The sequence below is a fragment of the Pedobacter caeni genome, from assembly GCF_900129215.1.
Lineage (GTDB): Bacteria > Bacteroidota > Bacteroidia > Sphingobacteriales > Sphingobacteriaceae > Pedobacter > Pedobacter caeni.
The window spans coordinates 105,958-127,581 of sequence record NZ_FQUQ01000007.1; the positions used below are offsets into that span (position 1 = coordinate 105,958).

At 41.2% G+C, this 21,624-nt stretch carries 25 protein-coding genes; 9 read left to right on the forward strand and 16 right to left on the reverse strand.

Annotation, left to right across the window (positions count from 1 at the left end; translation table 11 throughout):
- Positions 1 to 20 precede the first annotated feature (20 nt).
- Positions 21 to 326, forward strand: coding sequence for a YbaB/EbfC family nucleoid-associated protein (locus BUC20_RS29335; protein ID WP_073236997.1), 306 nt, complete (start codon positions 21 to 23; stop codon positions 324 to 326).
- A gap of 24 nt (positions 327 to 350) precedes the next feature.
- Entirely contained in the window at positions 351 to 1,028 is a 678-nt protein-coding gene (locus BUC20_RS29340) for a metal-dependent hydrolase (RefSeq protein WP_073236999.1), read from the forward strand.
- A 134-nt stretch (positions 1,029 to 1,162) separates the two neighbouring features.
- Here BUC20_RS29340 and polA read toward each other — a convergent pair whose 3' ends face one another.
- Positions 1,163 to 3,976: a DNA polymerase I gene (gene polA / locus BUC20_RS29345; RefSeq protein ID WP_073237002.1), complete on the reverse strand. Its 2,814-nt coding sequence runs from the start codon at positions 3,974 to 3,976 to the stop codon at positions 1,163 to 1,165.
- Between the two features lie 229 nt (positions 3,977 to 4,205).
- Here polA and BUC20_RS29350 point away from each other — a divergent pair, with 229 nt between their 5' ends.
- Positions 4,206 to 4,871 (forward strand): hypothetical protein, encoded by a 666-nt coding sequence (locus BUC20_RS29350; RefSeq protein ID WP_234994622.1) that lies wholly within the window; start codon positions 4,206 to 4,208, stop codon positions 4,869 to 4,871.
- Between the two features lie 14 nt (positions 4,872 to 4,885).
- Here BUC20_RS29350 and BUC20_RS29355 read toward each other — a convergent pair whose 3' ends face one another.
- Genes BUC20_RS29355 through trmB form a run of 4 tightly spaced genes read right to left on the reverse strand, consistent with a single transcriptional unit; the run spans position 4,886 to position 6,814 of the window.
- Positions 4,886 to 5,446 carry a DNA-3-methyladenine glycosylase I gene (locus tag BUC20_RS29355; protein WP_073237019.1) on the reverse strand — a complete coding sequence of 187 codons (561 nt, stop codon included), beginning with the start codon at positions 5,444 to 5,446 and terminating at the stop codon, positions 4,886 to 4,888.
- Between the two features lie 4 nt (positions 5,447 to 5,450).
- Entirely contained in the window at positions 5,451 to 5,792 is a 342-nt protein-coding gene (locus BUC20_RS29360; RefSeq protein WP_073237022.1) for a carboxymuconolactone decarboxylase family protein, read from the reverse strand.
- 23 nt (positions 5,793 to 5,815) lie between these two features.
- A complete protein-coding gene (locus tag BUC20_RS29365) occupies positions 5,816 to 6,142 on the reverse strand; it encodes an MGMT family protein (protein ID WP_073237025.1) in 327 nt (108 codons plus the stop codon).
- Between the two features lie 21 nt (positions 6,143 to 6,163).
- A complete protein-coding gene (gene trmB, locus BUC20_RS29370) occupies positions 6,164 to 6,814 on the reverse strand; it encodes a tRNA (guanosine(46)-N7)-methyltransferase TrmB (RefSeq protein WP_073237028.1) in 651 nt (216 codons plus the stop codon).
- Positions 6,815 to 6,909: 95 nt separating this feature from the next.
- On the opposite strand from trmB, the gene BUC20_RS29375 reads away from it, so the two are divergent.
- Both BUC20_RS29375 and BUC20_RS29380 read left to right on the forward strand, forming a co-directional pair.
- Entirely contained in the window at positions 6,910 to 7,836 is a 927-nt protein-coding gene (locus tag BUC20_RS29375) for a GDP-L-fucose synthase family protein (protein WP_073237031.1), read from the forward strand.
- 225 nt (positions 7,837 to 8,061) lie between these two features.
- Positions 8,062 to 8,994, forward strand: a complete 933-nt coding sequence (locus tag BUC20_RS29380; RefSeq protein WP_073237034.1) for a hydrogen peroxide-inducible genes activator — start codon at positions 8,062 to 8,064, stop codon at positions 8,992 to 8,994.
- 72 nt (positions 8,995 to 9,066) lie between these two features.
- Here the strand turns inward: BUC20_RS29380 and BUC20_RS29385 are convergent, their stop codons facing one another.
- The 3 genes from BUC20_RS29385 to BUC20_RS29395 all read right to left on the reverse strand — a co-directional run bounded on the left by BUC20_RS29385 (position 9,067) and on the right by BUC20_RS29395 (position 10,565).
- Positions 9,067 to 9,672 carry a superoxide dismutase gene (locus BUC20_RS29385; protein WP_073237036.1) on the reverse strand — a complete coding sequence of 202 codons (606 nt, stop codon included), beginning with the start codon at positions 9,670 to 9,672 and terminating at the stop codon, positions 9,067 to 9,069.
- Positions 9,673 to 9,755: 83 nt separating this feature from the next.
- Positions 9,756 to 10,229, reverse strand: a complete 474-nt coding sequence (locus tag BUC20_RS29390) for a nucleoside deaminase (RefSeq protein WP_073237039.1) — start codon at positions 10,227 to 10,229, stop codon at positions 9,756 to 9,758.
- Positions 10,230 to 10,565 (reverse strand): tRNA-binding protein, encoded by a 336-nt coding sequence (locus BUC20_RS29395; protein WP_073237042.1) that lies wholly within the window; start codon positions 10,563 to 10,565, stop codon positions 10,230 to 10,232.
- Between the two features lie 182 nt (positions 10,566 to 10,747).
- Here BUC20_RS29395 and BUC20_RS29400 point away from each other — a divergent pair, with 182 nt between their 5' ends.
- Entirely contained in the window at positions 10,748 to 11,410 is a 663-nt protein-coding gene (locus tag BUC20_RS29400) for a hypothetical protein (protein WP_200801099.1), read from the forward strand.
- On the opposite strand, the gene BUC20_RS29405 is transcribed toward BUC20_RS29400, so the two are convergent.
- Entirely contained in the window at positions 11,407 to 12,015 is a 609-nt protein-coding gene (locus BUC20_RS29405) for a hypothetical protein (RefSeq protein WP_143166968.1), read from the reverse strand. The two genes, BUC20_RS29400 and BUC20_RS29405, sit on opposite strands and share 4 nt — an antisense overlap.
- 463 nt (positions 12,016 to 12,478) lie before the next feature.
- On the opposite strand from BUC20_RS29405, the gene BUC20_RS29410 reads away from it, so the two are divergent.
- Both BUC20_RS29410 and BUC20_RS29415 read left to right on the forward strand, forming a co-directional pair.
- Complete coding sequence (locus BUC20_RS29410) at positions 12,479 to 13,114, forward strand: LysE family translocator (RefSeq protein ID WP_073237051.1); 636 nt, start codon at positions 12,479 to 12,481, stop codon at positions 13,112 to 13,114.
- Between the two features lie 30 nt (positions 13,115 to 13,144).
- Entirely contained in the window at positions 13,145 to 14,329 is a 1,185-nt protein-coding gene (locus tag BUC20_RS29415; protein WP_073237054.1) for a class I SAM-dependent rRNA methyltransferase, read from the forward strand.
- On the opposite strand, the gene BUC20_RS29420 is transcribed toward BUC20_RS29415, so the two are convergent.
- Together BUC20_RS29420 and BUC20_RS29425 are read right to left on the reverse strand one after the other, a co-directional pair.
- Entirely contained in the window at positions 14,326 to 14,583 is a 258-nt protein-coding gene (locus BUC20_RS29420) for a DUF6814 family protein (protein WP_073237057.1), read from the reverse strand. The genes BUC20_RS29415 and BUC20_RS29420 overlap by 4 nt on opposite strands.
- 10 nt (positions 14,584 to 14,593) lie before the next feature.
- Positions 14,594 to 16,123, reverse strand: a complete 1,530-nt coding sequence (locus BUC20_RS29425) for an MFS transporter (RefSeq protein WP_073237060.1) — start codon at positions 16,121 to 16,123, stop codon at positions 14,594 to 14,596.
- A 202-nt stretch (positions 16,124 to 16,325) separates the two neighbouring features.
- Here BUC20_RS29425 and BUC20_RS29430 point away from each other — a divergent pair, with 202 nt between their 5' ends.
- Positions 16,326 to 17,225, forward strand: coding sequence for a bestrophin family protein (locus BUC20_RS29430; RefSeq protein WP_073237062.1), 900 nt, complete (start codon positions 16,326 to 16,328; stop codon positions 17,223 to 17,225).
- A 5-nt stretch (positions 17,226 to 17,230) separates the two neighbouring features.
- Here BUC20_RS29430 and BUC20_RS29435 read toward each other — a convergent pair whose 3' ends face one another.
- The 5 genes from BUC20_RS29435 to BUC20_RS29455 form a co-directional block, all read right to left on the reverse strand.
- Positions 17,231 to 18,286, reverse strand: a complete 1,056-nt coding sequence (locus BUC20_RS29435) for a nucleoid-associated protein (protein ID WP_073237065.1) — start codon at positions 18,284 to 18,286, stop codon at positions 17,231 to 17,233.
- A gap of 9 nt (positions 18,287 to 18,295) precedes the next feature.
- The gene (locus BUC20_RS29440; protein ID WP_073237068.1) at positions 18,296 to 19,075 is read right to left on the reverse strand and encodes a TerC family protein; all 780 of its coding nucleotides are present in this window, start codon (positions 19,073 to 19,075) and stop codon (positions 18,296 to 18,298) included.
- Between the two features lie 100 nt (positions 19,076 to 19,175).
- Positions 19,176 to 20,489, reverse strand: a complete 1,314-nt coding sequence (locus BUC20_RS29445; protein WP_143166969.1) for a hypothetical protein — start codon at positions 20,487 to 20,489, stop codon at positions 19,176 to 19,178.
- On the reverse strand, positions 20,486 to 21,016 hold the full coding sequence (locus BUC20_RS29450) for a hypothetical protein (protein ID WP_073237070.1): 531 nt from the start codon (positions 21,014 to 21,016) through the stop codon (positions 20,486 to 20,488). The genes BUC20_RS29445 and BUC20_RS29450 overlap by 4 nt, the downstream gene beginning before the upstream one ends.
- Positions 21,017 to 21,018: 2 nt before the next feature.
- Positions 21,019 to 21,564, reverse strand: coding sequence for an RNA polymerase sigma factor (locus BUC20_RS29455; RefSeq protein WP_073237073.1), 546 nt, complete (start codon positions 21,562 to 21,564; stop codon positions 21,019 to 21,021).
- Positions 21,565 to 21,624 lie beyond the last annotated feature (60 nt).

Below are 21,624 nucleotides of genomic sequence, written 5' to 3' on the forward strand. Positions count from 1 at the left end.
ACAAGTAACAAAAGACAATTATGTTCGATAAACTGATGGCCGCACAACAAAAGGCCGAGGAAATAAAAAAAAGATTAGATACAGTATCTGTATTTGCCGAAGTAGAAGGCGGTGCCATTCGTGTGACAGCTACTGCCAACAAAGCAATTACTGCGATTGAAATCGAAGAAGAGTTTTACAAAAATGCAGACAAAGAAGAAGTCGAAGAACTCCTTCTTACTGCCATTAATAAAGCTCTTGCCCAGGCAGAGGTAGTTTCAGCAACAGAGATGCAGGCAGCTACAAAAGATATGCTGGGTGGTCTTGGTGGAATGTTCGGTCAATAGTTTTAACCCTTAATTTTCATCATCATGAAATATACCTATTATGGACAATCCTGCTTTCTACTGGAAGCAGAAGGCAAAAAGTTTCTCTTCGATCCTTTTATCTCTCCAAATACACTGGCTAAAAATATAGACATCAGCAGCATTGAAGCTGATTATATCCTTGTCAGTCATGGTCATGGTGATCATGTTGCCGATCTGGTAACAATTGCAAAACAAACCAATGCATTGGTAATTGCGATGCCAGAGGTTACCCATTGGGCGGAAACACAAGGCGTAACAAACCTGCACCCGATGAATTATGGTCCTCATAAATTTGAATTCGGTAAGCTAAGAATGGTTTGGGCTGCTCATTCCAGCTCTATGCCCGATGGAAGCTACGGCGGAAATCCTGCCGGCTTCGTTCTGGAAACAGGCGGAAAGACCATTTACTTCGCAGGAGACACCTCATTGACCCTAGAAATGAAGCTTCTGGCAGACTTATATAACCTGGACTATGCGGTACTTCCTATTGGTGGAAATTATACCATGGATGTAGATGATGCCTTAATCTCCACCAAATACTTTGAATGTAATAAAGTAATCGGAGTTCACTACAATACCTTTCCTGTCATAGAAATCGACACAAAAGAAGCCATTGCCAAATTCGAAAGAGAAAACAAACTCTTATTACTCCCAGCAATCGGAGAAACAATTGAGCTTTAAACAGGAAATAAATCCTCTTTCTTTATCACCCATCCAAGGAGGAGCAGGATTTAAAAAAAATCATACATGCTAAGAGATTCCAGAATCGAATAGTATGTATGATTTTTTAAGTAATAACGGTAAGATCCGAATACCTAGTGTGCTTCCAGCCAGTTAACTCCTTCACCAATCTCTACTTCAATAGGTACAGTCGTCTTGATCGCTGTTTTCATCCGATGTGAAATGATCTTCTTCATTGCTTCGACCTCTGTCTTCAGCACATCGAACACAAGCTCATCATGCACCTGCATGGTCATTTTTGATTGTAAGCCCTGATCCTGAATGTCTTTATGAATATTTATCATGGCCACCTTGATCATATCTGCTGCAGAGCCCTGTATCGGTGCGTTAATTGCATTTCGCTCCGCAAAACCGCGTACCGTCTGATTTGCAGAATTGATGTCTCTCAGATACCTTCTCCTTCCTAAAATGGTTTCTACAAAACCGTTCTCACGGGCAAAGTTCATCGTATCGGACATGTATCGTTTAATTCCCGGATACTGGGTAAAATACTGTTCAATGATCTCCGCAGCTTCTTTTCTTGGAATGCCCAGGTTCTGGGAAAGGCCAAAAGCAGACTGACCATAAATGATCCCAAAGTTTACCGCTTTTGCATTCCTTCTCTGATTGGAAGTTACTTCTTCAATTGCAATTCCATATACCCTTGCTGCTGTTGCTGTATGAATATCGATCCCTTTACTAAAAGCATCCAGCATATTCTCTTCCTTGCTGATGTCAGCAATGATTCTAAGCTCTATCTGAGAGTAATCCGCAGAGAGTAAGACATGGTTTTCATCTCTTGGAATAAATGCCTTACGCACCTCCCTGCCACGATCGCTGCGAATCGGAATGTTCTGTAAGTTCGGGTTATTGGAACTCAGTCTTCCCGTTGCTGCTACTGCCTGATTATAGCTCGTATGTACCCTTCCTGTCTTAGGATTTACCAACAATGGAAGCGCATCAACATAAGTAGACTTCAACTTCTGTAACTGTCTGAAATCCAATATATCCTGTACAATATCGCTCTTATGTGCTAATGCCAGCAATACATCTTCTCCGGTCTGGTATTGTCCTGTCTTGGTTTTCTTGGCCTTAGGATCCAGCTGAAGTTTATCAAACAAAACTTCTCCCAATTGTTTTGGAGAAGCCAGGTTAAAGGTAACACCACATTTATCATAAACATTTTGCTCAAACTTCCTGATGTCTGTTTCCAGTTCTTTAGAATAGTTGATTAATGTCTCTATATCAATTTTAACCCCTTCTTTTTCAATATCAGCCAGCACATAGACCAGCGGATTTTCTACATCTCTGGCCAGCTCTTCTGCATTCAACTCTTTCAGCATTGGTCTGAAAACATTGGCCAGTTGTAAAGTAACATCTGCATCTTCCGCAGCATAATCTACGACCAGTTCTACCGGAACATCCCTCATATTTCCCTGATTCTTTCCTTTTGGTCCGATCAGTTTGGTAATGGACACCGGAGTATAACCTAAATAGTTTTCCGATAAGACATCCATATTGTGTCTGGTGTCCGGATCAATTAAATAATGGGCAAGCATGGTGTCAAATAACTTCCCTTTTACAGAGATGCCATACCATTTCAAAATCAGGATATCGTATTTAATGTTCTGTCCGATCTTAGCGATCTTTTCATTCTCCAATACAGCCCTGAACTCTTCTAAAATTGGTTGGACTTCCTCTATATTGGCAGACAAAGGAATATAATACCCTTCTCCTTCTTTCGTACTAAACGACAAACCGACCAATTCGGCAAGGTTTGCATCCGTACCTGTAGTTTCAGTATCCATGCAAATACTCTCCTGTTGCTGCAGGTGTCCGATCAGTGATTTCCGAAGTTCCGCAGTATCCACCAGGCGATAATCATGTGGCGTATTTTCCAATGTTTTCGATGGTGCAGACTCCTCAAATAAAGATGGAGGAGCTACAAAAACAGTCGTTTTCGCTACCGGCTGCTCTACAGCATTCCCGAAAAGATCGATTTGCTGAGATCCTGTTCCTTTAGCTTCGTTTACACTAAATCCTTCTCCAAAGACGCGTTTTCCAATCGTTCTGAATTCCAGTTCTGCAAATAACGGCTCCAGCAATTCCCTGCTAGGCTCTTCCAGGATCAAAGTATCCGGATTAAATTCTACAGGGACATCGAGAATGATGGTCGCTAATTTTTTAGAGATCAGTCCCTGCTCTGCGAAGTTTTCTACATTTTCTCTTTGTTTTCCTTTCAGTTCATGGGAATTGGCAATGATATTCTCCATTGAACCATATTGTTTGATCAGCGACTTTGCTGTTTTTTCTCCGATTCCGGGGATTCCGGGAATGTTGTCTACCGCATCTCCCCATAAGCCAAGGATGTCGATTACCTGGAGCACATTTTCAATTTCCCATTTTGCCAATACCTCAGCAACACCCAGGATTTCCATTTCATTGCCCATCCTGGCGGGCTTATAAATAAAGATATTCTCTGACACCAGTTGCGCAAAATCCTTATCAGGAGTCATACAATATACCTGAAAACCTTGTTTCTCCCCTTCTTTAGCCAGGGTACCAATGATGTCATCGGCTTCAAATCCATCTTTGGTGATGACCGGAATGTTAAAGCCTTCAATCAGCCTGAAAACGTAGGGCAATGCTGCGGAAAGATCTTCCGGCATGGCCTGTCTATGTGCTTTATAGGCTTCAAAATCTGTATGTCTTTCTGTGGGTGCTTCTGTATCAAAAACCACAGCAATATGACTTGGTTTTTCTTTTTTGAGCACTTCCATTAAGGTATTGGCAAAACCCATTACCGCCGATGTGTTGATGCCTGTAGAGGTAAACCGGGGGTTTTTACTCAATGCAAAATGCGCCCTGTAAATGAGCGCCATGCCGTCAAGAAGAAAAAGTTTTTTCATTGGAATATATTGTTTTTTAATCGATTAAATGTTAAAATTCCATGAAGCGGAAACGAGCTTTTCATTAAAAAGCAAGCTACTGAATGCTCTCCGTAATGCAGATTACACCCAACGCTTTAGTGGCTTCGGATAAAGGTACTAATACTTAAATAATTGTTTGGCATTATCCATAACAACAACAAATAAATTCCGTTATTTGAGCATGATGAGTGCCATAAAAAAAATTACGATGCTCTTAATGTTGCTGATAGGCGGTATTGGAGTCAAAGCACAGGACATTGTGGTCATTTCGCCGGGAAATTTCCTTCGGGGAACCATTCAGGCGACAGACTATGCCAGCGTGGTCCTGACCAAAGAGGATGAATCCGTAGTTCAATACAGGGCCACTGATATTCAGGAATTTGTATGGAATGGAGAAACTTACGTCAGTAAGCCGATCGTGATCAAAAAGAAAATGGAACACCGTTTCTTTAAAATTCTGGAGCTGGGCGCGGTTAACCTTTACGCAATTGGAGGAAGTACAGGCGTGGACATTCCCGCACCTAAAAGACGCCGCATCACTCCAAGCATAGGTATTGGTGCCGGAAGCGGTGGTTTTGGAGGAGTGGGTGTTGGCGGAGGAATCAGCATTGGAGGAGGCCGGAACCGTGAAGAAGCACCTGTAAGGCGGGTAATGCCTACTGCATTTTTTCTAGAGAAGGTAGGAACCGGCCCTATGTCAGAACTCCCTGTTGAAAGCGGAAATTCTGAAGGAAAGAACCAGCACATCAAAAACATCCTGTTACAAAAGCTAACCAATGACGAAGATCTGGCCGAAAGAATAAAGGCCACAGAAAGCTTTGATGGAAAGCTGATCAGGGCCTTTGTGACTGCTTATAATGCCGTGCATAAATAACGCGGCTATAAAATTTATTTGCTGATACAGCCTTCAATATGGTCATTTACCATACCTGTGGCCTGCATATGTGCATAACAGATCGTTGTTCCAAAGAACTTAAATCCTCTTTTTTTCATGTCTTTGCTGATCGCGTCTGAGATTTCAGTGCGTGCAGGGACATCTCCCAAAGAAGCCCTGGTATTTACGATTGGTTTCCGGTCGGGAATAAAGCCCCAGATATAATCGGAGAAAGAGCCAAATTCCTTTTGTATGGCAATAAAAAGCCGGGCATTATTAATAGCTGCTTTCACCTTCAGCCGGTTCCTGATGATTCCCGTATCGTTCATTAAACGTTCTTCATCAGCCTCCGTAAAAGCCGCAACTTTATCCACATCAAAATCAGCAAAAGCTGTTCTGTAGCCATCCCTTCTTCTGAGGATGGTAATCCAGCTGAGTCCCGCCTGGGCACCCTCAAGAATCAGAAATTCGAATAAGATCTTGTCATCATAGACCGGCTTTCCCCACTCTTCATCATGGTATTTTATGTATTGCGGATCGGTGCCACACCAGCCACATCTGATTGTCTCTGTCATAACCTTAAAGACTAAGTTCGTCCCAATATTCTACTGCCCTTCTATAATGGGGAATCACAATAGAACCTCCAACCAGGTTCGCGATCATAAAGACTTCATTGATCTCTGCATTGCTCACTCCTTCATTGAAACATTTTTCCAGGTGATATTTAATACAATCGTCGCAACGCAATACCATAGAAGCCACCAGCCCCAACATTTCCTTGGTCTTTACATTCAAAGCCCCTTCTGCATAGGTTGTGGTATCCAAAGCAAAAAATCTCTTGATATTGGTATTGGAGGTTTCCATAATCCTATCGTTCATTTTGGTCCGATAGTCGTTAAATTCTTCTACTAATTTCCCCATATTTTTTATACTAATTGTCTTTTTTATAACTCCAGCAAAGGATCCCAAAGCAAGGCCCTGAAATTTTGTACTTTATCATTTTTAACTGTTATTCCCTCGGCTTCGAGCAATTCCTGCATCAGCTCCGGGGTCTTGAAGTGGAATTTTCCGGTAAGCAATCCGCTGCTGTTTACGACCCTGTGGGCAGGTATTGGGGGATGTGCTGCACATGCATTGCTCATTGCATAGCCTACCATACGGGCAGAACCACCGGCACCCAAACTTTTGGCAATCGCCCCATAAGAAGAAACCCTCCCCTTGGGAATCAGCCTTACCAATTCGAAAACCTGGTCATAAAATGATTGTTCCATACTTCGGTCTTTTAACGGTTTTTATTCAAAAGAGAACTGAATATAGTTAATGTTTTTATCGTGTTTAAGGTAAATCCGCTCATAATGTGTTTTAATCTTCAAAACGTCATCGTAGAACTCAGAAGTATAAAGATGGTCCGTCTTTTTATGGCAAATTAAATTCAACTCTTCTACTTTTTCGACCGTATAAGCATATAGCCCATCGTTGTCTGTTTTCAGGTTAATTTTACCTCCTGGCTTCAGGAAGGTCTTATACATATCCAGAAAGCGGTTGTAGGTCAGTCTTTTCTTTTCCCTGCTGTCCTGAGGCTGAGGATCAGGAAAAGTGATCCAGATCTCATCTACTTCCCCTTCTCCGAAGTATTCGGCAATATCTTCTATCTGAATCCTCAGAAAGGCCAGGTTATTTATATTTTCGTCTACTCCTGTCCTTGCTCCTCTCCAGATCCGGTTTCCTTTAAGGTCAATTCCTATGAAGTTCTTTTCCGGAAAAAACTTAGCCATGTTTACCGAGTATTCGCCTTTACCACAAGCCAGTTCCAATACGATTGGTGCTTCATTCTTAAAATGTTCAGCGGCCCATTTGCCCTGCAGGACCTTTCCTTCTTCCATCTGGTATACATTGGCAAAAGTATCTATCTCTGCAAATTTTCTTAATTTATCTTTACCCACTACTAAAATATTTTTATGCAAAAATACAATTAAATCAGTCTCTTAAAGATGATGCCAACTATTTCGTATTTTTGCAGGTATAATAGAATCTCTAAGTGGAAAAGAACGCAAAAATATATGTAGCAGGTCACCGGGGTATGGTAGGCTCTGCAATTTACCGCAAACTGGTTAAGGAAGGATATACTAACCTACTTACCAGAACATCATCTGAGCTTGATTTACGCAATCAGCAAGCTGTAACCGATTTCTTTGAAGCCGAAAAGCCGGAGTATGTATTCCTGGCTGCAGCTAAGGTGGGCGGAATTGTTGCGAATAATACCTACAGAGCCGATTTCCTTTTTGAAAATCTTTCCATACAAAACAACGTCATTCATGAATCTTACAAGACTGGCGTCAAAAAGCTGATGTTTTTAGGCTCCAGCTGTATTTATCCTAAGCTGGCCCCTCAGCCATTAAAAGAAGAATACCTGCTTACCGGGTTACTGGAAGAGACCAATGAGCCATATGCCATTGCAAAAATTTCAGGAATTAAGATGTGTGATGCCTACAGGGCACAATACAATTGCAATTTCATTTCAGTAATGCCGACCAATTTATACGGATATAACGACAATTATCATCCACAAAACTCTCATGTTTTACCAGCATTGATCCGTAAATTTCATGAAGCCAAAGAAAATGGCTCAGCTGAAGTAATCATCTGGGGCTCCGGATCTCCGCTAAGAGAATTTCTCTTTGCAGACGACCTGGCAGAAGCCTGCTATTTTCTGATGCAAAACTATAATGAAGGGGGCTTTCTGAATATCGGAACCGGGCATGACCTCAGCATTAAAGACCTTGCATTACTGGTAAAAAAAGTAATTGGATTTGAGGGTGAGCTGACTTTCGACAGCAGCAAACCAGATGGCACACCAAGGAAACTAATGGATGTATCTAAGCTACATGAGCTTGGCTGGAAGCACCATATCGAATTGGCAGAAGGCATTCAACTTGCCTATCAAGACTTCCTGAGCAAACATTAGATTGCCACAAAAAGCGCTGCTCATACCTGCGTAACGGTCCTGTTTAACATAAAAGATCCTCCAAATATCTGCAGGATCTTTTATGTTATTGGCCATTCCTAAAAAACATTCTCTATAAACCGCTACATCAACTTTCGAAGTATCGTATCATACTTTTTGACACAAACTTTAAAACTATCATAGTTTAAATTGATACCTTTGGTAAAGTAAATAAACTTTAACTATATGACCTTAGTTCAACTGGAATACATCGTCGCAGTAGATACCTACAGAAGCTTTGTTGGTGCCGCAGAAAAGTGTTTTGTGACCCAGCCAACCCTGAGTATGCAGGTGCAGAAACTGGAAGAAATGCTGAATGTAAAAATTTTCGACCGCAGCAAACAACCCGTTATTCCTACTGAAATTGGTGCCCAGATCATTGAACAGGCCAGATTGGTGCTTCAGGAAAGTCAGAAGATCAAAGAGATCATCAACAGTCAGCAGCAGGATGTGGTAGGAGAATTAAAGGTCGGTATCATCCCCACAGTAGCACCGTACCTTCTTCCCAGGGTAATTTCCGGGATGATGGAGAAGTTTCCGGACCTCAAGTTACTGATCTGGGAGTACACGACAGAAGACATCATCCACCATCTGAAGACAGGTGTATTAGACTGTGGCATATTGGCTACCCCTCTTGCCGACAACAATATCTCAGAACTTCCGCTTTATTACGAGAACTTCGTCACCTATATCAGTAAAAACAGCAAACTGTTTAAAAAGAAAACCATAGATGCCAATGACCTTGAGGATGAAAACATCTGGTTGTTAAATGAAGGACATTGCATGCGTTCACAGGTATTAAATATCTGCCGTTCTACCAAAGACAGCCGTCTGCAGGGCTTAACCTATAACACCGGAAGTGTAGAAACACTGATCCGCATGGTGGATGTAAACAATGGCGCAACCCTCCTGCCCGAATTGGCATTAGCGGAACTCAGCAATAAGCAACTCAGTAAAGTCCGCTATTTCAGGTCGCCTGAACCGGTCCGGGAAATCAGTTTGGTGACCCATAAGAATTTCATAAAAAAAAGAATGCTCAATGCATTAAAAGAAGAGATTCTGGCCATCATTCCAAAGACAATGAAGCAGAAGAAGAGAAAAGATGTAGTTGGTCTTTAAAGCGCATAAAAATCATTAAACAAAGAAGGCCTGTGAGTTCATCACAGGCCTTCTTTGTTTATTGTCGCTTAATTATGCTTTTTTGAAGCGTTCAGCAACAGCATCCCAGTTTACAACATTCCAGAAAGCTGAAATATAATCAGGACGTCTGTTTTGATATTTTAAGTAGTAAGCATGTTCCCATACGTCCATACCCAATACCGGAGTACCTTTAACTTCAGCAATATCCATTAACGGGTTGTCTTGGTTTGGAGTAGAAGTAACCGCTAATTTTTTATCAGCAGTAACGATTAACCAAGCCCATCCTGAACCAAAACGGGTTGCACCAGCTTCAGCAAATTTAGTTTTGAAATCTGCAAAAGATCCAAAAGCAGCATTGATTGCTTCTGCCAATTCTCCTTTAGGCTCACCACCTTTATTAGGCGCAAGAACTTCCCAGAATAAAGAGTGATTATAGTGACCACCACCATTGTTTCTTACTGCTGCAGGAAACTTAGAGATGTTTTTAACGATTTCTTCGATGCTTTGGCTAGCTTCTGGCTTGCCTTCTAAAGCTTTATTTAAGTTGGTAACGTATGCCTGGTGATGTTTACCGTGGTGAATTTCCATGGTAAGTTTATCAATATGCGGTTCTAGTGCATCTGTTGCGTAAGGTAACGCAGGTAATTCAAAAGCCATATTATTTTATTTTAAGGTTAAAACTTATTTCTAACACAAAGATAACATTCAAACGTTAATTTTTGTTCAATACTTTGTCAAGTTTAGCCTCTTTTATTCGCAAAAAAACGCGTCATAAGGGCTCCGCATTCTGTTGCCAAAACACCGCCTACCAGTTCCGTTTTCGGGTGAAGCAATTGACTGTTTTTAGAGGTAAAGCCTCTTTTTGGCTCCGTGGCACCATAAACGAGCCTGCCGATTTGTGTCCAATAGCTGGCTCCTGCACACATCACACATGGTTCAATTGTCACATATAAAGTACAATCTTTTAAATATTTGCCGCCTAAAGTTTGTGAAGCCGCAGTAAAAGCCTGCATCTCTGCATGGGCAGTCACATCATTCAGCTGCTCGGTAAGGTTATGCCCACGGCCAACAATCCGTCCTTTGCAAACCACGATTGCTCCGATTGGAATCTCCTCTGAATCGTAGGCTTTCTGTGCCTCCTGCAAAGCCAGTCGCATATAATGCTCATCTTCAGCAACAGGGCTGTTTTCTTCTGAAAAATTATAATAACTCATCTAAACCAATTTACTGCCATTTGGCACAGTACCATTTAAAGCGGTCAATACAATATCTCCGTTTTCATCTGCAAAGCCTGTTACCAGGAATTCAGACATAAATTTTCCAATTTGTTTTTTAGGAAAGTTAACGACTCCAACAATCTGTTTTCCTACCAATTCTTCTTTTGAATAGTGTTTCGTGATTTGAGCACTACTCATTTTTACGCCAAAATCGCCGAAATCCACTTTCACTTTGTAGGCGGGCTTTCTTGCTTCCGGAAAATCGAAGACCTCCAGGATCGTCCCTGCACGAAGTTCGACTTTCTCAAAATCATTCCAGTTTATTTCTTCCATGCGCTAAAATTACAACTTATCTGCAAAATTCCATCTTTTATCCGGATCCTGGCACTCGATTAAACACAAGTCAATAGATGCCGTATCCTTTATACTTCAGGAGTCATCCTGCTTTTTTTAAGCTAAGAAATGAGTAGAAAAATGAAACTGCTTTAACTAAATTTGACCAGAAAGATTTTCAAATGATGTGGTACGATAAGTTAAATTTTTACAGCAAGGAAGCTGGTTTGGACGTTATTCCTGAAAGTGATTTCTTTTCCAGGTCACTTAGTGAAGAAGAGATCACACGGTTTCCACACCTTCTGGAACTACATCCTGATTTTCAGGATCCGACACATTTCCCTGTTCCTCCAGTACTTCATTTACCTGAAGAACTCGCCGGGCTTCTGAGTTTTTCGAACGGAGGGGCAATTATTAATGGTGAAAGAGAATTCGGTTATTTTTCCTTGCAGGAGATTCGTTACTACTATTTTGCTTACGGCTTTCCAAAATACCTGCCTGATTTTTTGCCTGTGGCATTTAATGGTGGCGGGATATTTTATGCTTACGACTTTAGCACTGCAGGGCGCTTGCCCATTGTTGCAGTAGCCTCGGGTAATCTCTCTGAGGAGGATACTGTTCTACTGGGATATTCCCTGGAGGAGGTTTTGGCGAAATCACATAACATTGAGGAAGATATGGACCAGCTTTATCCAATCCGGGAACTCAGTGATAAAGAAAAAGCACATGCAAAGCTTCTTTGGGAACTGAAAACACTGAATGAAGATAAAAACAATGGAAAAGTTGATCTTAAAACTTTTCTCCTGGCAAAAAAAAGGATTGAAGCAGAAATAAAAGCACTTTAAGGTTTTCGCCTGATTGATTCCCGATCCGGGTTCAGCGGGTAACTTTTTACCACATCACGCCAGGGTGTTGTAAATTTTAGTATTAAACTATCAGGGGTTTCTTTTATGATCCGGACTTCTTTAATCGTCTCATAACCGATCTTTAAATTGGGATTCCTGATTAAATCAGCATTATCATTGATAATTACTTCTTCCAAAAGCCCTTTGTTTTTTATGATCTGCAGAAATGGTCTGGTCACCATGCTATTCACGAGTTGAACCCTGTATCTATTATTTTTGACAGATAAGTCATCTGTCTTTCCTGCACCAGTGATTACCATCAGAATAAAAGTACCGCTCAAAACAAGAAAGGCAGTACTGGTTATCAGCACCCCCAGATATATTTTCGTCCAGATCTTTTTCCAAAACAGGCAAAGTACAACGATGCTGCCTGCTGTCCATAGCCAAAATAAAATCCGATCACTCCAATACCCGGCAAAACTCATCTTTTGATAAAGGATAAGCCAGATATCTGTTAATAACAGCAACGTGATCAAACAGTAAGTCAGGAGGACTTTTCTATGAACAGGTGGCATTACTGAGGGTATTTCGACTTCTGGGTTCATCGTTAGGCTTACTTATATTATCATTGCTTGTTTCCTGCAATTAGTCCACTCCAATATTAATAGCATTTAAAACTAGTGTTTTTTTAATTCTGTCAACATAAATCCGATTTACGCTCCATTTTTTTAAGGTCAAAGACGGATATAACAAATTCCTGATTGATGTTTACATTAATCTGTTTACGCTGAGGGTACGCTCTGTCCGTTCCTGCCCTGAGTTTACATAAGAAAGTTTTTCAAGAGAGAAAAATGAGTATGAAAAACGAACGTCCAAACAAAGGAAAAGGCGAAGCCTATACAGACCGGTTCCCAGATCCTTCCGAAAGAGAAGAATAAAAGGTTCAAAATTTCGATTTAGTCTATATTCCTAGATTGGGATTCTCCTGATTTTCTCTATTTTTGATCCTAACCGCTTTCTCCTGAATAATTTACACCTGACCCGTCAACACCATTAAACAGCTATAAAATGATCCCTCTTAAAGAAATCTCCTATTTTGCATTGGCAGCGCTTGTACTGGTGATCAGTCCCGGCCCGAATATGATTTATTTGATCTCCCGTTCGATCACTCAAGGTCGAAAATCGGGACTAATCTCTCTGGCAGGGATCATGTGTGGTTTTCTTTTTCACATCATTCTCGTCTCTTTTGGACTTACAGCGGTTCTTTTTGCCGTACCTTTTGTGTATTCGACCATTAAAACATTAGGGGTATTTTACCTGCTATACCTGGCATATCAGGCCATTAAACCCAATGGGAAAGGCCTTTTCGAAACCCGGACCGACCTCGCCAATGATAAACCAGCCAAATTGTTTAAAATAGGGATCCTCACCACCGTCCTTAACCCCAAAGTGGCTGTATTTTACCTGTCTTTCTTTCCTTATTTCATCAAACCTGAATACGGTTCTGTATTTCTTCAAAGCTTACAATTGGGCATTACACAGGTCAGTATCAGCTTTACGGTCAACTTTCTAATCGTTTTAACCGCAGCTCAGGTTTCCTTATTTTTTGCAAAAAACCCGACCTGGGTAAAAATTCAGAAATGGTTTATGGCCAGTGTACTGCTGGCTTTGGCATTAAAGATGGCCGTCAGTAAGGAAAAGTAAAAAGAACATTGTTTTTTCTAACTTTGCAGCATGATTGATGTAATACTTAAAAAAGGAAAAGAAAAGGCTGCAATGCTACACCATCCCTGGATTTTTTCAGGAGCAATTGATAAAATTAAGGGCAAGCCATTGAATGGTGAAATTGTGAAGGTTTGTGCAGCAAACGCCGAATTTCTTGCTTATGGGTATTACAACGATCAGTCAAGGGTAGCATTGAGGTTAATGGAATGGGAAGAAAGTACCACCATTGATAAACAATGGTATCAGGAGAAACTCCGGAGTGCCATCGCTTCGAGAAAACACCTCCTCAACGAAGATACCAATACTTGCCGCCTGGTCTTTAGCGAAGCAGACTTCCTTCCGGGTCTGATTGTAGATCAATATGCAGACTTCCTTTCCCTGCAAATCTTAAGTGCAGGAATAGAAAATGTAAAAGAAGAAATTATTGCCCTTTTAAAAGAAGAGTTAAATCCAAGAGGAATCTTCGATAAAAGTGATGCAGGTGCACGGAAACATGAAAACCTGGAAGCAACACAAGGCTTACTTTGGGGAGAAACGCCTCCGGAATTTATAGAAGTAAGAGAAAACGGAATTGCCTACCACATCAATATCGCTGACGGACAGAAGTCCGGTTTTTACTGTGATCAACGTGATAACCGAGAGATTCTTGCTGCATATTCCAAAGATAAAAATGTGCTGGATTGCTTCTGCTACAGCGGTGGTTTCAGCTTAAACAGTCTAAAACATGGTGCAACGCATGTAACCAGTGTAGACAGTTCTGCCCTTGCCATTGAAACGCTAGCCCATAATCTGGAATTAAACGGATTTGATGCTACCAGACAACAGAGCATTCAATCTGATGTTAACAAACAACTGCGTACATTTAAAGAAGAAGGAAAGAAATTTGACATCGTGGTCTTAGATCCGCCTAAATATGCGCCTTCCCGTTCGGCTTTAGACAGGGCTGCAAGAGCTTATAAAGACCTGAACAGACTTGGTATGCTTTTACTGGAAAAAGGTGGCATACTGGCTACTTATTCCTGTTCTGGCGCCGTAGATATGGAAACCTTCAAACAAATCATTGCCTGGGCCGCTTTAGATGCAGGTAAAGAAGTACAGATCATCAAGCAGTTTCATCAGCCGGAAGATCACCCGGTGAGGCTTTCCTTCCCTGAAGGAGAATACCTTAAAGGCTTATTGTTAAGAGTACTTTAACCTTTGGGTTCTTCGGAACCGGATGGCAATTGATCATATTCCCCTTTCAGCGCATAATAGCCAAAAATTACCAGGCCAGCGCTGATCGGGATAAAAATGAATAAAATAATTCCCCATTGGAGCGCTGTATTGGTCTTCTGCACGCCTTCCGCTGCCAGACCAACCTTTTCGTAAGCCTGCAAAAACATAAAGATAATAGAGGCCGGGCCAAGTATCATCCAAAGTAATCCTAATCCTTTTTTCAATCCGTTCATAATTTTTTATTTAGGCTTCTGTTTCAACTGGTTTTTTATTGGAAAGGTAAACCGCACCAATGATAAAGCTCAGGCTGGCGATTCCAATGGGATACCATAATCCCGATAAGGGAGTAGATCCCGAGAAACTGGCGATCAGCGTTGCGATAAAGGGAACAAGACCACCAAATACCCCATTTCCGACGTGATAAGGCAAAGACATCGAAGTATATCGGATTTTAGTTGGGAAAAGCTCCACCAAAAATGCCGCAATAGGCCCGTAAACCATGGTCACCAATAAGATTTGGAAAAAAATCAGGGCCACAAATTTCCAGAATACCATGGTCGATAATTTTTTGTCCTTGAACTGATCCGGCTGCAAGGCAACAGGTTTTCCTTTTTCTTCAAATTTGACATGTGACTGGATCTTTTGATAAGAAGCCCCGGACAATAGGGTCACGGTAGCACTGGTGGAGATCAGGCTATCGGATTTTCCTTCAATTGGCGTTCGGGTAACCACAGCGTCAGAAACCGACTGAATGTCCTGCTGTGTGACTTTAGTAAAATCGGTATCATCCAGAAAGATCTGATATATTGGTCTGTAGAAAAGAATGCCAAGCAACATTCCTGTTAGCATAATCCATTTTCTCCCCACTTTATCACTCCAGGAACCAAAGATCACAAAAAATGGGGTTGCAAAAGCAATTCCCCAAAGCAGAATATACCTGGAATCATTAAAATCAACCTTACAGGTATTTTCAATAAAAGATTGCGCATAAAACTGACCGGTATACCAGATCACCCCCTGGCCCATTGTGGCACCAAAAAGCGCCAGAAGCACCATTTTAAAATTCGCTTTGTTATTGAAACTCTCCTTTAAAGGATTTTTTGAGACCTTCCCTTCTGTTTTTAATTTGGTAAACATTGGGGATTCATGCATTTTCAAGCGGATATAAATAGAAACACCCACCAACAGAATGGACAACAGGAAAGGAATTCTCCATCCCCAATCCGCGAATGCAGAGGCTCCCATCAGATTTTTAGTCAATACAATCACCCCCAAAGAGAGGAACAATCCCCCTGTTGCTGTTGTCTGAATCCAACTGGTGAAAAATCCTCTTCTATTTCCAGGGGCATGCTCTGCAACATAGGTTGCTGCTCCCCCGTATTCCCCTCCAAGCGCTAATCCCTGCACCAGACGCAAAATCAGCACCAATATCGGTGCAGCATATCCGATACTTGAATAAGAAGGGATCAGACCGATTAAAAAGGTAGAACCACCCATTAAGACCAGCGTGAGTAAGAACGTGTATTTACGACCGATTAAATCGCCCAGGCGGCCAAATACCAGTGCACCAAAAGGCCTGACAATAAAGCCAGCTGCAAAAATCGCCAGCGTATTGATCAGTGCCGAAGCTCCTGCGTCTGCCGGAAAGAGCTGCGCCCCGATAATCGTGGCCAGACTGCCAAAAATATAGAAATCATACCATTCTATCAGTGTCCCCAGGGAGGAGGCACCAATGACTTTGAAAATACTGTTTTTTTGTAGTTCCTGGCTCATACGTTAAGGGAATATTTGGCTTCAAAAATAAATCTACTATTTATTCCCAATTATCCCTCAGGCCTTTACAGAAAAAAACAAACAGGCAATAGAAACAGCCGGAGAAATAAAATCAGAAACACCGGAAAAGATATTTTAAACGAAGCAAACAATTAAGCCCTTTTGTTTGTAAATTGAAATCAAAACATCAACCTCCATAACTATGCTCATTGCACAACACATCAAACTCAGCAGGATACTGATCAATACCTGGCAAGTCGACCTGATCATGATCGTCTCCTGTACGGTCACTTACTTCGCAAGAGAGTTTTTAATTACACATAATCTGGACATCCCTGCAATTATCCCCAGTGTTCTGGGTACTGCAATTGCCTTCTTTATCGGATTTAACAACAACCAGGCTTATGACAGGTGGTGGGAAGCCCGAAAAATCTGGGGAATGCTAGTGAACGATTCCCGTTCCTGGGCCAGAAGCCTGATCAATTATGTAGATGAACACGAAGATTCAAAACCCATCATCAAAAAGATGATTTGCAGGCATATTGCTTTTTTATACACCCTGAAAGGTGCACTACGCAATTATGATGACAATGTGTATAACAAATACCTGACAGAAGAAGAGCTATTGGAGATTCAACAGCACAAGAATATGCACAATGCGATTTTGAATATCCAATCACGCGACCTGCAAATGCTCTCCAAAAAAGGATATATTGATGGTTTCCGCTTTATGGAACTCAATGAGTTACTAGTCAACTTCTCGAACCAAATGGGCATGTCCGAGCGGATTAAGAACACGATATTTCCCACTACCTATACTTATCTTACCAAAGTATTTATCTGGCTGTTCGTTGTTTCCATCACACTTGTGATCAGCTCTTATGTAGAATATTGGTCGATCTTTATCGGCTGGTTGCTCGGATTCGTATTTGTCTCTACCCAGATTAACGGAATGCAGCTGATTAACCCTTTTGAGAACAATTCTGCTGCGATTCCTTTAAATCAGATCACAAGAACCATAGAAATTAACCTGTTGGAGATGCTCGGAGAAAGCGATATCCCCGAGCCTGTAAAGCCAATTAATGATGAGTATGTCCTGTAAAAGGACTACTCTTCTTCTCTGAAATATACTTTATAATAATTCATGGACTTGTCGTCATCGAAGCCTTTTTCGATGAGTTCCTTATCCCCATGAATATAGATATGAAAGTTTTTATCCAGCTTTAAGACACTTTTGTATACCCTTGCCTGTTTTTTCACAGCAGCGCCGGAAATGTCAAAGGTATCTGCAATAGGGGTATCAAACTCTTCCTCAAAGTTCTTTTTATAGCTTTTAAAAGACTCTATCCCTTCAGCATTACCAATCACTTCATTTGAAAATTCCTCCAGGTCAAAGCTTTCTTTCTCCTTGAAGTATTTCATAGACTTGTTCAACAGGTCGATTTTATCTGCTTTTGAAATGTCAAACTCCTGATCCAGCTTTTCGGTCACAAAGTTTTTGTAGACGCCCAGAACGCTGCTGGTCTGGTTAAAGTTATCGTTTCTGATCTTTAGCTTTAAAAATTCATCTTTCCAGTATACCGCTTCTGCACTTCTGTTGGTCTGATCGATAACCGCCACACGGTACCCTTCTTCCTTATCGGTATTAAAAATCAGGCAACCTTTGTCCAGTTTATTGATGTTAATGGCATCTTCTTCGTACCCCAGACCAAAACCACCTTCCTCAGGATAGACCTTCAGGAAGGACTCTTTTGTCTCAGATTTAAAAATCCCTATGGCATCATGAAGCTCACCTTCAATTTGCACATTTTCAAAATAAGCAAGGTATAATTCTCCCGGTTTAATCTTTGGATGGCCGGAAACATCATACAGATACTTGGCCATTTCTATGCTGTTTTCATGAAAAGTCATCCCATCTTCAAAGATTCTGGCAGCAAAATGATAGACTTCATTCAGATTCAGGTCGTTGTTAGGATGAAAGAAACGGTACACTTCATTCACTTTGGCATAAGGTCCAAGAAAGTACTGCTGTAATAAATTACTCAGCATATTGTCTTTGATTGGAATTGACTTTTCAGACAATACATAGAACTCATCCTGAGATTTGTTCCCAATACGGTGTATCGATAGTTCGGCCAGAGAGGCCTCAAAAAAAGAAATCATACGGTATTTTTACTTGTTTTCGTGCGGGGTATTTCTTAGCTCAACAGATTTTTTGCCTTTTTTCATTTTCAGGTTCAGCATTTCTACCAATACCGAGAATGCCATTGCAAAATAGATATAACCTTTAGGAATATGCTGATCTAAGCCTTCGGCCAGTAGCGAAACTCCAATTAATAACAGAAAAGATAAAGCCAGCATTTTTACTGTAGGGTGCTTATTTACAAAGTCACTGATTGCTGATGCAGACACCAACATGATTCCGACAGCGATCACCACGGCAGCAATCATGATCTCGATATGATCAGCCATTCCCACAGCAGTGATTACAGAATCCAGAGAAAACACCACATCAAGAATCAGGATCTGAATGATAATTCCAATGAAAGAATGGACCTTTCCTTTTATACCAGCCTCTTCATCACCTTCCAGCTTCTGGTGGATTTCATGTGTACTTTTATAGATCAGGAACAACCCACCAATAATGAGGATAAGGTCCCTTCCGGAGATCGCCAGTTTTTCCAGCCACCCGGCATTACTGATGCCAATCCAATCGCCTACATTAAACAAAGGGGCAGTCAGTTTCATGACCCAGGTAAGGGATAACAAGAGTAAAACCCTGGTGATCATGGCCAGCGCCAAGCCCACCTGACGGGCTTTTTTCTGTTGCTCTACAGGAAGTTTTCCTGCAAGAATGGATATAAAAACAATATTATCAATTCCCAGAACAATCTCTAATATCGTTAGGGTAAAGAGCGATATCCAGGCCTCAGGACTACTTAAAAGTTCCATTTTCTAAAAATAAATCAAGTCGCTAAGATATAAAAAAAAGCTTGCTGAATTGATCAACAAGCTTTCTCCTGATTTTATTTTTTGAACGAAAACAGTTCTTTTAATTAAAGGATACCGTGCCGTAATCAGCTTTAATGCTGATTTTAGCTCCTCCTCCATTTCCGATCTTACCGCTATATTGTTTGGTATTGTCATCATCACTAATGGTCCTGGAAGATGCCGGGCCAGGTTTAAATCCACCATAACTGGTCCTCACATCAAAATCTGCATGATAACCGCTGCCAAAGCCTAAAGAAACACCAGCATAATCCGCATCAATCATCAGATTTCTGCATCCCGATGTAACCTGATCTATAATCAATTTATTATAGGCGACTTTGAAGGTTCCATCGCCTTTCAGACTTCCCAGTTTAACGTTAGCATACTGACCTTTAATCACGAGCTTATTCACCGATGTGATCGAGATGTTGTTATACTGCTGCTTAATCGTTGCATTTCCATTAATCGTACCTATCGTCACATTAGCATATTGCGCATCTAAGTCCAGGTTATCAACTGAACCCAGGTTCAATCCCTGCCCATATTGCTGTTTAATAGTTGCATTTCCTTTCACCTTTTTGATGTTTACTCCAACATACTGCGCGTTCAGGTCCAATGTTCCCACTGTTCCAATGTTTAATCCCGAACCATATTGCTGCTTAATCGTAGCCACATTAACTTCTTCCACATCTGCTTTACCGTATTGAACGGAAATGTAATTGTTATTGCTGTTCAGGCTTCCCGCAGTAAAATTCCCATATTGAACCTTTGCATATAAAGGTCCGGAGAAATTGCCCATCGTCATGTTTCCATATTGAGTACTCATCGATAAGGAATTTGACGCCGGCATATAGACCACATAATTCACCTTAATTTCTCTTTTCCAAACGACTTTTCCATTCCGGACACGGCTTCCATAGTTACCGTCACGGTTTCCCATAATGGTTCTGAAGGAGACCACATCTCCGGTTTTCCCAGCCTCAATACTCGTTTCATCAAGTAAACGCTGTGCATCGCCATCCTGACTGCTATAGGCTTTAATCTCTACATCAACCTTAACCTCTCTTTTATCCCAGATCCTGATCAGCACATCTCCATATTTGTTGCTCAGGTTCAGTTTATCGCTGGCATCCATAGGAAAGGATTTAGAAAAAGTCTTAGACCTTGCCGGATCATTCTGATCATCCTGAATGCCTTCCTGAGCCTGATCCAAGGGAAGCGGTTCAGGAGAGATTGGTGCGGTCTGCAAATCTGTCCTTACCGGAGCCACTACAGCAAGTTTCGGGCCCTTGCTTCCTTCCCACACACTCGATTGCGCCTGAGCGAAATTTGCAGCCAATCCCAGGCTAGCCAATCCCAAAATTAATTTTTTCATATCTGATTGTCCTCTTTGTATTGATTCACTTCATTGATGATAGACAGCTGCTGATTGATCACCTGCAACTGAAGCTCCAGATTTTTGACCATTGCTTTTACCACCACTTTTTGATTTGGACTATTTTGCAGTTCTTTTTTTAATTGTTCATAGTCCTTGTCTAACTGCCCCAAATCCGCACTAAAACGGGCATACAACACTGGGTTTTTCTTTGCATACACCTGCAAACTGTCTTTTTTTTCCTCGATCAGGCTGGCAAACTTCAATTCTTTCTTTCCATACACCGGATTGATGTCTGCGATTTCCAGCTCTTTATTGCGGTCACGATAAGTATAGATAAAAGTAACCGTCATGATCAGGATCAAGGACGCAGCTATACCTAACCACAATGGCATTGCCGATTTTTTTTTTATTTTTTCTTTATCCAGTGCAGCGTCTATCCTGCCCCATAACTGGTCTGATGGTGTTTTAAAATCAAACTCCTTCTTGTGTTCTTTAATGTACTCTTCAATACCCCTATTATTCATCTTTATACTCCTCTCTTTACTAATAAGCTATTTAATTTTATTTTTGCACGCATGTACTGAGTGCGGGAAGTTCCCTCAGTGATCTTCAGAATATGAGAGATCTCTTCATGGTCATACCCTTCAAAAAGATAAAGCGTCAGCACCACACGGTACCTGTCTGGAAGTTGTGTAATCGCCTCCCGGATCTCTTCTACTTTCCATTGCAGGTCTTCCTCATCATTTTCCGTTTCATCCGCCACATCCACCTGTTCAATATTTACAAACTCCACTTTACGTTTGCGGAGATAATTGATGGATTTATTGATCACGATCTGCTTTAGCCAAAGGCCGAAAGTAGTATCCCCTCTAAAACTTTCTATCCGCGTAAATGCGTCTAAAAATGCTTCCTGTAAAACGTCTTCTGCCTCATCATCAAAATTGACGATCCTCAATGCTACGTTATACATAGCCTTAGCATACAATTTGTAGATTTCAAATTGTGCTTTCCGGTTTCCCTGCCGGCACTCGTTCACGAGTGTTACGTGTTTATCAATGTATACAGTTTCCAATGTTTTCCAGTTCGCTATAAATGACAATTGATTTTTTGAAACGTTGCATCAAAAACAAAA

What these genes read in the sequence shown, in the direction of transcription:
- BUC20_RS29335 (WP_073236997.1), top strand. Translation starts at nt 21, where the DNA reads ATGTTCGATAAACTGATGGCCGCACAACAAAAGGCCGAGGAAATAAAA.
- BUC20_RS29340 (WP_073236999.1), top strand. Translation starts at nt 351, where the DNA reads ATGAAATATACCTATTATGGACAATCCTGCTTTCTACTGGAAGCAGAA.
- polA (WP_073237002.1), bottom strand. Translation starts at nt 3,976, where the DNA reads ATGAAAAAACTTTTTCTTCTTGACGGCATGGCGCTCATTTACAGGGCG.
- BUC20_RS29350 (WP_234994622.1), top strand. Translation starts at nt 4,206, where the DNA reads ATGCTCTTAATGTTGCTGATAGGCGGTATTGGAGTCAAAGCACAGGAC.
- BUC20_RS29355 (WP_073237019.1), bottom strand. Translation starts at nt 5,446, where the DNA reads ATGACAGAGACAATCAGATGTGGCTGGTGTGGCACCGATCCGCAATAC.
- BUC20_RS29360 (WP_073237022.1), bottom strand. Translation starts at nt 5,792, where the DNA reads ATGGGGAAATTAGTAGAAGAATTTAACGACTATCGGACCAAAATGAAC.
- BUC20_RS29365 (WP_073237025.1), bottom strand. Translation starts at nt 6,142, where the DNA reads ATGGAACAATCATTTTATGACCAGGTTTTCGAATTGGTAAGGCTGATT.
- BUC20_RS29380 (WP_073237034.1), top strand. Translation starts at nt 8,062, where the DNA reads ATGACCTTAGTTCAACTGGAATACATCGTCGCAGTAGATACCTACAGA.
- BUC20_RS29385 (WP_073237036.1), bottom strand. Translation starts at nt 9,672, where the DNA reads ATGGCTTTTGAATTACCTGCGTTACCTTACGCAACAGATGCACTAGAA.
- BUC20_RS29390 (WP_073237039.1), bottom strand. Translation starts at nt 10,229, where the DNA reads ATGAGTTATTATAATTTTTCAGAAGAAAACAGCCCTGTTGCTGAAGAT.
- BUC20_RS29395 (WP_073237042.1), bottom strand. Translation starts at nt 10,565, where the DNA reads ATGGAAGAAATAAACTGGAATGATTTTGAGAAAGTCGAACTTCGTGCA.
- BUC20_RS29400 (WP_200801099.1), top strand. Translation starts at nt 10,748, where the DNA reads ATGATGTGGTACGATAAGTTAAATTTTTACAGCAAGGAAGCTGGTTTG.
- BUC20_RS29405 (WP_143166968.1), bottom strand. Translation starts at nt 12,015, where the DNA reads ATGAACCCAGAAGTCGAAATACCCTCAGTAATGCCACCTGTTCATAGA.
- BUC20_RS29410 (WP_073237051.1), top strand. Translation starts at nt 12,479, where the DNA reads ATGATCCCTCTTAAAGAAATCTCCTATTTTGCATTGGCAGCGCTTGTA.
- BUC20_RS29415 (WP_073237054.1), top strand. Translation starts at nt 13,145, where the DNA reads ATGATTGATGTAATACTTAAAAAAGGAAAAGAAAAGGCTGCAATGCTA.
- BUC20_RS29420 (WP_073237057.1), bottom strand. Translation starts at nt 14,583, where the DNA reads ATGAACGGATTGAAAAAAGGATTAGGATTACTTTGGATGATACTTGGC.
- BUC20_RS29425 (WP_073237060.1), bottom strand. Translation starts at nt 16,123, where the DNA reads ATGAGCCAGGAACTACAAAAAAACAGTATTTTCAAAGTCATTGGTGCC.
- BUC20_RS29430 (WP_073237062.1), top strand. Translation starts at nt 16,326, where the DNA reads ATGCTCATTGCACAACACATCAAACTCAGCAGGATACTGATCAATACC.
- BUC20_RS29435 (WP_073237065.1), bottom strand. Translation starts at nt 18,286, where the DNA reads ATGATTTCTTTTTTTGAGGCCTCTCTGGCCGAACTATCGATACACCGT.
- BUC20_RS29440 (WP_073237068.1), bottom strand. Translation starts at nt 19,075, where the DNA reads ATGGAACTTTTAAGTAGTCCTGAGGCCTGGATATCGCTCTTTACCCTA.
- BUC20_RS29445 (WP_143166969.1), bottom strand. Translation starts at nt 20,489, where the DNA reads ATGAAAAAATTAATTTTGGGATTGGCTAGCCTGGGATTGGCTGCAAAT.
- BUC20_RS29450 (WP_073237070.1), bottom strand. Translation starts at nt 21,016, where the DNA reads ATGAATAATAGGGGTATTGAAGAGTACATTAAAGAACACAAGAAGGAG.